The sequence below is a fragment of the Methanobrevibacter sp. genome (genome assembly GCF_050872065.1).
GTDB lineage: Archaea > Methanobacteriota > Methanobacteria > Methanobacteriales > Methanobacteriaceae > Methanocatella.
The window spans coordinates 1-2,687 of sequence record NZ_JBNMGD010000081.1 but is presented as its reverse complement, the minus strand read 5'-3'; the positions used below and the strand labels follow the sequence as shown (position 1 = coordinate 2,687).

The 2,687-nt window shown below is 31.6% G+C and carries 3 protein-coding genes; 1 reads left to right on the top strand and 2 read right to left on the bottom strand.

Annotation, left to right across the window (positions count from 1 at the left end):
• The first annotated feature begins 16 nt into the window (after positions 1-16).
• The gene (locus ACR0P1_RS07710) at positions 17-1,108 is read left to right on the top strand and encodes a formate--phosphoribosylaminoimidazolecarboxamide ligase (protein WP_432645825.1); all 1,092 of its coding nucleotides are present in this window, start codon (positions 17-19) and stop codon (positions 1,106-1,108) included.
• Positions 1,109-1,162: 54 nt separating this feature from the next.
• Here the strand turns inward: ACR0P1_RS07710 and ACR0P1_RS07705 are convergent, their stop codons facing one another.
• Complete coding sequence (locus ACR0P1_RS07705) at positions 1,163-1,564, bottom strand: hypothetical protein (RefSeq protein ID WP_432645824.1); 402 nt, start codon at positions 1,562-1,564, stop codon at positions 1,163-1,165.
• A gap of 14 nt (positions 1,565-1,578) precedes the next feature.
• Entirely contained in the window at positions 1,579-1,947 is a 369-nt protein-coding gene (locus tag ACR0P1_RS07700; protein WP_432645823.1) for a DUF5518 domain-containing protein, read from the bottom strand.
• Positions 1,948-2,687 lie beyond the last annotated feature (740 nt).

Genomic DNA, 2,687 nt, shown 5'->3' with positions numbered 1-2,687 from the left:
TTTTAGGAGAGATAAAATGGGAAAAGTTAAAAAGGAAGATATTTTGGATATCTTGGCTAAATACGACAAAAGTGAAATAACAATAGCTACCCTTGGAAGCCATACTTCCTTACATATTTTGCAAGGTGCAAAAGAAGAAGGATTTAGAACAGCTATTGTTTGTGAAAAAGGAAGAGAAGTTCCATATCAAAGATTTGGTGTTGCAGATGAATACATCATTGTCGATGAATTTAAAGACATTGTAAATGAAGATGTACAACAAAAACTTAGAGATATGAATGCCATTGTAGTTCCTCATGGATCTTTTGTTGCATATGCTGGTTTAGATAATGTTGAAGATAAGTTCAATGTTCCTATGTTCGGTAATAGGGATGTCCTTAGATGGGAAGCTGAAAGAGACAAAGAAAGACAATTACTTGTCGAAGGTGGCGTAAGAATACCATTTAAATATGAGGGTCCTTCAGAAATCGACAGACCAGTAATGGTTAAGTTCCCAGGCGCAAGAGGTGGAAGAGGTTACTTTGTTGCTTCATCTACCGAAGAGTTTGATGCAAAAATTGAAGCTATGAAAGCACGTGGATGGTTAGAAGATAAAGATGTTGAAGCAGCACATATTGAAGAATATGTTTCTGGTTGTAACTATTGTATACATTACTTTTATTCTGCATTAGATGATACTGTTGAATTAATGGGTATGGATACAAGATATGAATCCAGTATTGATGGTTTTGTAAGAATGCCTGCAAAAGATCAGTTAGATATTGATTTAAGCCCTTCTTATGTTGTCACTGGTAACCATCCTGCAGTAATTCGCGAATCTTTACTTCCACAAGTATTTGATATGGCTGATAAATTAACTGAAAGTGCTAAAAAATTAGTTGCTCCAGGACTAAATGGTCCTTTCTGTATGCAAACTTTAGTAAATGATAATTTAGAAGTAATCTGTTTTGAAATCAGTGCAAGAACTGATGGTGGTACAAACACATTCATGGATGGTTGTCCTTATTCATACTTAACTTATGGAAAACCAATGAGCATGGGTAGAAGAATTGCTGTTGAAATTAAACGTGCAATAGAAAGAGAAGAATTAGAAAAAATAATAACATAAACAGTTATTATTTTTTATTTTTTTTAAAATTTTATTTTTAAGTTGGATTTCAACTTATTTTTTCTTGTTTTTGTTTTTACCGATATTTTTCTGTTTATTATATTGTTCTAATGCTTTTACACGATCTCTTTTAGTCCATGCACCAACAAAACCGATAAAAGCTCCAACTCCAATAATTAAAATTGCCACAGACATTATTCCAGTTTCGGTTAAGAAGAATCCATCAAAAGTTCCTAAATATCCTTGAAAAGTTAAGACTACAATTGGTGTAGCAGCAAGTGCACCCATAATAGTTCCAATCTTAAGGTTTGGCTGACCATATCCTACATAAATGAGTCCAATTGCTGAAAATGCATATATCCAATCATTATATTGGTATCCAATTATTATACATGCAGCAGCTATTGCAGCTCCAAAAACTAATGCCTTTACATTTATCTCTGAAAATATATTCATATTTTATCTCCAATTTATTTTTTAGGAGCTATTATTCCACCTAATGCTCCAGTTATTCCCATTACAATTGCATAATAAATTAAATAGCCTAATACTATGGTTACACTTGCAATTCCTGAGAGGGTAAATCCAGTCAATCCTCCGAAAATACCGAATAAACTTCCGCCTAAAGTTGCGATTAAAACAAATAATATTGCGCAAACAATTGTTCCTAATGCTCCAGCGACGGCAGCATTCCATAATCCGCTAAGTGCTCCGTCATGTGCAATATAACCTGTGATAAATCCAACAATTAATAATCCAATAAATTCATATTGGGCGAAAAATGATTTAACTATTACAGCTAATATGAAACCTATGATTACTGCTTTCCATTTAGTCATAATATCACCATATAATAATTATCTTAGTATCATTAATAAAAGTTTATACTTTTTTTAGGGATTCATTCATTTATGAAATACAGTTTTTTACATGTCTTTTTTAGTTAATAAATTTTAATATTGCTAATTTTTGTAAATTGAGGTAATAGTGAATTTTAATCAGTGTTAAGGCATTATTAGGTCGTTATGTGCTGTTATAAAAGAAAATATGATATTATTTTTAAATTAGTGTTAAAAGATCATATCAAAATATTTGGTGATAGGTTTAATTTTTCTTTGGTGTTACCTTAAATTTTTATTACTTATCGAACTTGGAGTTTAGAGTTGATTTTAGCTTAATGAGATGATAATAATCCATCTGAAAAAATTATACTTTATCTAATAGATTACAATCCTTGTTTTAGTGGAATCTCTTTTGCAATACTAAAAGAGGTGATAAAATGGAAAAGAAATTGTTTGTCGCAATCCTTGTTTTAGTGGAATCTCTTTTGCAATTTAGGTCAACTATCACAACTAAGGTCCACTATTAAGGTCGCAATCCTTGTTTTAGTGGAATCTCTTTTGCAATTTAGGTCAACTATCACAACTAAGATCCACTATTAAGGTCGCAATCCTTGTTTTAGTGGAATCTCTTTTGCAATAGATGATATTGATGATGAAGAAACTGAAGAAATTAGGTCGCAATCCTTGTTTTAGTGGAATCTCTTTTGCAATCAGAAATAGACATAAGCCCAGACCCC

What these genes read in the sequence shown, in the direction of transcription:
- ACR0P1_RS07710 (WP_432645825.1), top strand. Translation starts at nt 17, where the DNA reads ATGGGAAAAGTTAAAAAGGAAGATATTTTGGATATCTTGGCTAAATAC.
- ACR0P1_RS07700 (WP_432645823.1), bottom strand. Translation starts at nt 1,947, where the DNA reads ATGACTAAATGGAAAGCAGTAATCATAGGTTTCATATTAGCTGTAATA.
- ACR0P1_RS07705 (WP_432645824.1), bottom strand. Translation starts at nt 1,564, where the DNA reads ATGAATATATTTTCAGAGATAAATGTAAAGGCATTAGTTTTTGGAGCT.